This is a genomic window from Bacteroides sp. D22 (genome assembly GCF_000163675.1).
In the GTDB taxonomy this organism is placed as follows: domain Bacteria; phylum Bacteroidota; class Bacteroidia; order Bacteroidales; family Bacteroidaceae; genus Bacteroides; species Bacteroides xylanisolvens.
In genome coordinates this window covers 127,536-133,707 of the sequence record NZ_GG774816.1, presented here as the reverse complement: position 1 = coordinate 133,707, position 6,172 = coordinate 127,536, and the positions used below count along the sequence as shown (strand labels likewise).

The 6,172-nt window shown below is 42.7% G+C and carries 6 protein-coding genes and 2 pseudogenes; 5 read left to right on the top strand and 3 right to left on the bottom strand.

Features of this window, described 5'->3' with window-relative positions; all coding sequences use genetic code 11:
- The 4 genes and pseudogenes from HMPREF0106_RS27945 to HMPREF0106_RS05905 form a co-directional block, all read left to right on the top strand.
- Positions 1–235, top strand: a pseudogene (locus tag HMPREF0106_RS27945) (transposase); the annotation flags it as partial.
- Positions 236–292: 57 nt separating this feature from the next.
- Positions 293–928, top strand: coding sequence for an outer membrane beta-barrel protein (locus tag HMPREF0106_RS05895; protein ID WP_008023763.1), 636 nt, complete (start codon positions 293–295; stop codon positions 926–928).
- 105 nt (positions 929–1,033) lie between these two features.
- A complete protein-coding gene (locus tag HMPREF0106_RS05900; protein WP_394810922.1) occupies positions 1,034–1,753 on the top strand; it encodes a hypothetical protein in 720 nt (239 codons plus the stop codon).
- Between the two features lie 49 nt (positions 1,754–1,802).
- Complete coding sequence (locus HMPREF0106_RS05905; protein ID WP_004307810.1) at positions 1,803–2,273, top strand: lipocalin family protein; 471 nt, start codon at positions 1,803–1,805, stop codon at positions 2,271–2,273.
- A gap of 117 nt (positions 2,274–2,390) precedes the next feature.
- Here HMPREF0106_RS05905 and HMPREF0106_RS05910 read toward each other — a convergent pair whose 3' ends face one another.
- The 3 genes from HMPREF0106_RS05910 to kduI form a co-directional block, all read right to left on the bottom strand.
- Complete coding sequence (locus tag HMPREF0106_RS05910) at positions 2,391–3,632, bottom strand: DUF4861 domain-containing protein (RefSeq protein WP_009040717.1); 1,242 nt, start codon at positions 3,630–3,632, stop codon at positions 2,391–2,393.
- Positions 3,633–3,890: 258 nt separating this feature from the next.
- A complete protein-coding gene (locus tag HMPREF0106_RS05915) occupies positions 3,891–4,694 on the bottom strand; it encodes a gluconate 5-dehydrogenase (RefSeq protein WP_004313702.1) in 804 nt (267 codons plus the stop codon).
- Positions 4,695–4,734: 40 nt separating this feature from the next.
- Positions 4,735–5,577 (bottom strand): 5-dehydro-4-deoxy-D-glucuronate isomerase, encoded by an 843-nt coding sequence (kduI, locus tag HMPREF0106_RS05920; protein WP_008641577.1) that lies wholly within the window; start codon positions 5,575–5,577, stop codon positions 4,735–4,737.
- A gap of 371 nt (positions 5,578–5,948) precedes the next feature.
- On the opposite strand from kduI, the pseudogene HMPREF0106_RS27940 reads away from it, so the two are divergent.
- A pseudogene (locus HMPREF0106_RS27940) lies at positions 5,949–6,172 on the top strand (transposase); the annotation flags it as partial.

Below are 6,172 nucleotides of genomic sequence, written 5' to 3'. Positions count from 1 at the left end.
GACTCCCGTTAAAGCAATAAAGGGAGAGGAGCCTATTATTACTCAAAGAGAGAAAGCGGGCAGAGACCTGTTTTCAACTGCAGTATCAAAGGTCAGACAACCGATAGAATCTTTTTTCAACTGGCTGAATGAAAAAACAAATATTCAAAGAGCGATGAAAGTCAGATCTACATCTGGACTTTTAGTACATACGATGGGCAAAATTGCCATCGCATTCATTTATCTAATTTTCTAAAACAAGGAATCAGAGTTCAACTACTGATTCGCATTAATCACTAAAATATTAATAACAATGAAAAAAGTACTATCAATGGTTGCCGCACTTTTACTGTGCGTAGGAGCTCAAGCACAAATCGTATCATCCAGAAGTGCAATCGTCAAAACTGAAAAGCAAGCCAGCAGCACACAATGGTTCTTACGTGCAGGCCTGAATATCATGAACTTCTCCGGTGACGGAGCCGAAGGAGCTGATTCAAACATCGGATATAATGCTACATTTGGCTATCAGAAGCCTTTAGGCAGTACAGGAGGATACTGGGGGATGGAGTTTGGACTTGGTTCCCGTGGTTTCAAAGTGGACGACACGAAATGTATGGCTCACAACATACAATATTCTCCGTTCACATTCGGATGGAAATTTGCTGTGGCGGACAACGTCCGTATCGACCCGCATGTAGGAGTCTTCGCTAGTTACGATTACACAAGTAAAATGAAAGAAGATGGAGAAAGCATCAGTTGGGGTGATTATGCAGATTATATGGAGGTTGACTACAATCATTTTGATGCAGGTATGAATATCGGCGTAGGAGTCTGGTATGACCGTTTCAATCTGGATCTTACCTATCAACGCGGATTTATAGATGCATTCAGCGATGCCGACGGATTCAAGACCAGTAACTTTATGATTCGTCTGGGTATTGCCTTCTAAGGACAACCAAACCTCAATAAACCATATTATTTATTCAGCGTCCACGATCTTTTCTTTTCACAAAAAGGGCCGTGGATGCTGTTTTCTTAAAAAGAACGGAATATGATGACCAAACGACAATTTCTGGTAATCTTGTATCTACTGGTAGGAATTATCCCACTAACAGCACAGACTTTCACCGAACAGAAAAAGAGCTATCCTGTCAGTGCAGACGGCAATAAATATGTGGTCAGCGGATTTACCCCTTTCAGCGATATGCAAGACGAAAACATCTACGCTAATGCACTGCTATGGACCGTCAAGAATGTCTGTCCACAGTTACGGGAAGGAATAGCGGAGGTCAACGTACCGGCTAAAAACTTCAGTTGCGATCTGATACTTGCCTCGCAGGCAGACTCAAGCCAAAAGAATACTTACTATTGCAAAGCCCTGTTTCAAGTAAAGGACGGCAAACTGGTTTATTATCTTTCCAATATACGGATAGAGTCATCAGCAGTGATAATGAAAAAAATCACTCCTATGGAGAAGCTACAACCGGACAAGAAAGCATCTCACAAAGAAATCATGGATGATTTCGTACAGGTTGAATCGCAAGTATTGAACAAAATGTTCGACTTCATCATAACGAACCAGCTTTCACCGATTACTCACTGGAATGAAATCAACATCAACAAGCCGGTGAAAGGCATGACGGAAGATGAATGTCTACTGGCTTTCGGCAAACCGCAGACTATTCAAGAATCAAATGGAGAAGTGCAATGGATGTATTCCAGCTCGTTCTACCTGTTCTTCAAGAACGGACATGTGGAAACTATTATCAAATAGAGTCTAAAAAACGAATCATCTCAAAATCAAACAATTAAAACAATTTATTATGAAAACAATCTGGAAAGCAACCGTTTGCATAGTTGCAGTATTACTGTCGTTCAGCATTTATTCCTGTGGCGACGACGATGACGACGCTGTCGGTTCACGTGATTTATTGTTAGGAACATGGAATGGAGTGTATTATCTTTCACAAGAATGGGAAGATGGTGAAAAGGTAAGTGACTCTAAAGAAGATTTTGTAAATGGAACCAACCGTTATTCCATAGAGTTCAAGGAAGACGGTACGTATGTAGAAAAAGATGTCTACAACTCCTCCGGAAGTACTAATTATTATCATGGTACATGGAGCTACTCCGGTAATAAGCTGACTCTCATCGACACTGAAGAGGATAATTACACAGAAGTGTGGACAGTGACCACAATGACAGAAAATGAATTAGTCTATGAACTTCGTGAAAAAGAGAAAGAAGACGGAACAACATACGAATATTACGAACAACACGCTTTTACGAGATAATTCAAAGGCGTTATAACATAAAAACTTTCTTTCTTTTTCAGGAAGATAAAATTAAGCAAAGGTTTCTTTGGTGAAAAGAAACCTTTGCTTAATCTATTGGAAAAGCAATTCAACACATCAATATGCTACTGCCAGCGGCGTGCGCAACTTCTGCGCATATTCAGCCATATATTTATTCCAGGCATCTGGAGTCTTGATAGCAGCCTTATCCCAGGCAGAACCCCAGTAATAAGTATATTCAGAACCCGGCTCATATTCGCTGATAGCTAAAACATGACCGTCGGCCCCGCCACGTTCTTTCTTTTCCTTTTCAGAAAAAAGAACCACTTTCGCTTCTTTCACCTGTGCAGGAAATGCAGCGCCGACAAATATCTTGCCGTTTGCACCGCTACGATCTGTTGTAGGATCCATGTAAGTGATATAGCCATTGGCAGCATCTGCCACAGTCGCACCGTCCGGTTCACGCAGAACCAGTCCGGTAGTCACCGGCATTGCTTCTTTCAGATTGGTATATGAAACAATCGTTTTGTTGAGATAAGAACCCGCATCCAGTGAGATTACACGTGTCTCCACTACATTAGAGTCTCCACGAACTACCAGCGGATTAAATTCCAGCTTCACCGTGAAACGCAGCGGGCCATTATCAAGGATTTCCTGTGTACGATAGCAGTAAGGATAGATAATAGTGTCACCCGCCATCAGAGCAGCAACACCGGCACCCAACGTAGGTCCTACGGCATAGCAATCCATGCCATATCCATGATCGATATGGTAAGAGATAGCGTTTTGCAGTTCGGAAGCAGCTTTAGGATCTGTCTTTTTCAATTCAGCTATCTTGGCACGCTTTTCAGGATTCAGTTCTTCCGCATAGAGAGATTCCAGAATCGGTTCCGTTGTGTTGTACTTCGTGAAAAGGTCGTAGCCAAAACCACGCTCTCCGCGGGCTTGCAAGGCAGGACCATACGCACGGAATCCGCCAAGATCATTTTCCCAGGCAACGTCGTCCAGACGTTCAGGATAATATTTACCGCAAGCAACGACATCGAAAGGTGCCGGTGTACCCGGTTGAATAGTGTAAATAGCCGTTCCGTTCGCTTCTACCGTAGCGGGGAAAACAACCTTTTCGTCATACGTCACCTGATAAGGCACTTGCTGACCGTCAACATCAAGCACTACAATCTGCGCTGTATCTGCCAGTTTCAATTTGGCAACAACATCGCCCATCGGCACTTCAACCATCTCTCCCACCCGTTCAAGAGCCAGCGGATTGGTCACTGTGATTGTCATTGACTGTTTACTGTCGGCACAAGAAGCAAACCCTATCAAGACTACAGCAAACAGAATTAATATCTTTTTCATAATTAGTCTACATTGAATGAATAATATATACTTTGCAAATAGAGGCTATTATATCCGCATCTGTTGGATCTATATATCCAACGCATCAGCTATATATATCCAACGTGTTGGATATATATGTTCAACACGTTGGGCATATATGTCCAATAAGTCGGTCCTATAGCTCCTGCAAAGGGAATGATAAAAAATAAGGTGACAGATGAAAAGAGGATGCTCTTTGCCATTCTATCACCTTATCGGAATCTCTTCTATCTTACATTATTTCGGCTGTTTTCCGATATAAGCAAGGATACCACCATCTACATAAAGAACGTGGCCGTTGACAGCGTTAGAAGCTTCAGAAGCAAGGAACACAGCAGGACCTGTCAGTTCTTCAGGATCCAACCAACGACCGGCAGGAGTCTTGGCGCAGATGAATGAATCGAATGGGTGACGGCTTCCGTCTGCTTGTTTCTCACGAAGAGGAGCAGTTTGCGGAGTAGCGATGTAACCCGGGCCGATACCGTTACACTGAATGTTGTATTCACCATATTCAGAGCAGATATTGCGAGTCAGCATCTTCAGACCACCCTTAGCGGCAGCGTAAGCAGATACAGTTTCACGACCCAGTTCGGACATCATAGAGCAGATGTTGATGATCTTACCAGCACGTTTTTCCATCATAGCAGGAAGAACAGCCTTAGCAACGATGAACGGAGCATTCAAGTCGATGTCGATTACACGACGGAAATCAGCAGCATCCATCTCGTGCATAGGAACACGACGGATAATACCTGCATTATTTACAAGGATATCAATTGTACCTACTTCTTTGGCAATTGTAGCAACCATAGCCTGAACAGCCGGTTCGTCTGTCACGTCGCATACATAACCGTGAGCTTTGATACCTTTTGCAGCGTATGCAGCCATTCCTTTGTCTACCAACTCTTGATTGATGTCGTTAAAACAAACTTTAGCGCCTTGTTCTGCGAATGCAGAAGCAATAGCAAAACCGATACCATAAGAAGCACCTGTAACGAGCGCTACTTTACCTTCCAAAGAAAAATTCAAATACTGATTCATAATTCTTTTTATTATTAAATTAGGAAAACTATTGGATTTGTTATTTCAAATCTGTAATCAACGAGAAGTCCTGATCGCCATAGTCGAGGTTCTCACCACCCATTCCCCAGATAAAGGTATAGTTGTGGGTAGCAGCAGCCGAGTGGATAGACCATTCGGGCGAAAGAACAGCCTGATCGCCTTTCATCCATACGTGACGTGTTTCGCCTACCTCACCCATAAAGTGGCAGATAGCATGATCTTCGGGAATCTCGAAATAGAAGTAGGCTTCCATACGACGGCTGTGTACGTGGGCCGGCATCGTGTTCCATACACTTCCCGGAGCCAGTTCCGTCATACCCATCTGCAACTGGCAGGTGGGCAACACCTGATTCACCAGCATCTTATTGATATTACGGTGGTTGGAGCCTTCCAAAGAACCCATTTCAGCTACTACGGCATCGGCTTTCGTCACCTTACGGTCGGGATAATTGCGATGTGCAGTCAGTGAGTTGAAGTAGAATTTGGCAGGATGAGCAGCGTCCTTGCTTTCGAAAGTCACTATGCGATCGCCCGAACCCAGATAAAGAGCTTCTTTATAATCCAGTTCGAAGGTTGCGTCGCCCGCTTTCACAATACCGGGACCGCCGACATTGTAAATACCCATCTCGCGACGGGTGAGGAAGAACGGAGCTTTCAGCGGATCGATTGCTTCAAGCGTCAGCACCTCTCCTACCGGCAGCGCACCACCTACCACCATACGGTCGTACATGGAATATACCATATTTACTTCATTGGGGACAAATATCTTTTCAATTAAGAAATCTCTGCGGATTCTTGTAGTATCATAACTTTTTGCATCCTCAGGATGCGCAGCATAGCGAATTTCATAGTTCGTTTTCATACCTTATTTATTTATAGTTATTGAATAAGTTCTCTTTCTACGTGCACTTCGTTTACGTACACGATGCAAAAATAGCAAAAGAAAACGGGTTTACCTTGCAATTTTGTTCCAATTATCCACCAAAAATGTCCAGAATCTGTGCAATGTACACTTTTTTAACGAACTATAATACGATTTGGGAGAGATTTCTACCTAATACAGTTTGAACCTTCTATAATAAAATACAAGCTATTCAACGACCAACACGATAAGCATTAAAATAGTCAATATAACGAATAAAATAAGATTAATGAATTCTATATACGCTGATCCCCTATATAGGCTCAGTCTGAAAACTTGGGGGATTGCGTTAAAATTCTTATTTTTGCATCATGAAAACATCCTCTTCCCAAACGATTGATCCTGTTGCTTCTTTAAGCTTGTTCTTGCCTTCAGGAATCCTTGATTACTTTACCCTAGTCAATCATGTTTCTCAGGATACTTGCTTTATTCTTTATTTAGAGGAGAAAGCCACTATTCCTGCTGAGTACTCTGATCTCCATCTTCACTCAAAAGGTTTCCTCCCTGAGATTGAAGTTCAGGACTTCCCTATCCG